This is a genomic window from Candidatus Symbiopectobacterium sp., from assembly GCF_020054415.1.
Classification (GTDB): Bacteria; Pseudomonadota; Gammaproteobacteria; order Enterobacterales; family Enterobacteriaceae; genus Symbiopectobacterium.
Window position 1 is genome coordinate 1 of record NZ_JAHWCO010000722.1, and the last position, 1185, is coordinate 1185.

General features: G+C 46.5%; 2 protein-coding genes. Both read right to left on the reverse strand.

The annotated features are described in order from the left end of the window. Positions 1-197, reverse strand: a 197-nt coding sequence (locus tag QZ506_RS20790) for a transposase (protein WP_291973623.1), incomplete at its 3' end; no start/stop codon positions are given. A 116-nt stretch (positions 198-313) separates the two neighbouring features. Further along, positions 314-901, reverse strand: a complete 588-nt coding sequence (gene mog / locus QZ506_RS20795; RefSeq protein ID WP_291973624.1) for a molybdopterin adenylyltransferase — start codon at positions 899-901, stop codon at positions 314-316. Positions 902-1185: the final 284 nt, after the last annotated feature.

Below are 1185 nucleotides of genomic sequence, written 5' to 3' on the forward strand. Positions count from 1 at the left end.
AACACGCGTTTCATCATCAGGACTGTGGTGATGGCCATATCTGAGTAGTAGAGCGGTCGTCCACGCCGTTCAGTAGTGTTTTTTTCCGTCCATGCAGCAATGGCTGATTCATCTAGCCATACGGTTAGAGAACCGCGCTGCTTTAGGGCATTGTTATAAGAGGGCCAGTTGGTGATTTTAAAATTTTGTTTTGCCATGGATACCTGATTTTGAAACAACTGTGGTGATCTGCTCCGATGATTACCCAAAAGTTCTATTTATTCAACAAAGCCCGTTTGATTACACATCAACTCATTGAATACACTACACAATTTTATATTTTTGTGTCGCGGATCGCACTCTTTGGGCGAAATACTGCTACCACTTGCGGATCTGTTTCGACATAAGGTCCTTCCAACAACTGTATACAATACGGTACACTAGCAAAAATCCCTGGCACCACCACATTTCCCGCATCGTCTTTTAGCCCTTCCAGCGTCTCTTTGATGGATTTTGGTTGACCCGGCAGGTTCAGGATTAATGCCTGTTTACGAATAACCCCCACCTGACGCGATAAAATCGCCGTAGGCACAAAGCGCAAGCTGATCTGGCGCATCTGTTCGCCGAAACCCGGCATTTCTCGATCGGCCACCGCCAGCGTGGCATCCGGCGTGACATCCCGCCGTGCCGGTCCCGTACCTCCGGTTGTCAGCACCAGATGACACTGACGCTCATCGACTAACTCACACAAAGCCTGTTCAATTAACGGCTGCTCATCGGGAATCAGAAGGGATTCCACGTCAAAGGGCGTCGTCAGCGCAGCAGCAAGCCACTCCTGTAATGCAGGGATGCCTTTATCCTGATATATGCCGCTTGAAGCGCGGTCGGAGATGGATAACAGGCCAATTCGCAATTCATTCATAACAACATCTCTGTCAGTTACAATCTGATTTTAACAATCTTTTTCATGCATGAGAGCAGCACATCGTTTAAGGCTCTAGGTTATCAGCAATAATGTGAAATAAGCGGGTTTTTATGCCGCCAAAGGGAAAAGTTTGCGTTTATATTGGCTTTGTTGAATAAATAGAACTTTTGGGTAATCATCGGAGCAGATCACCACAGTTGTTTCAAAATCAGGTCTCCATGGCAAAACAAAATTTTAAAATCACCAACTGGCCCTCTTATAACAAGGCCCTCAAGCAGCGC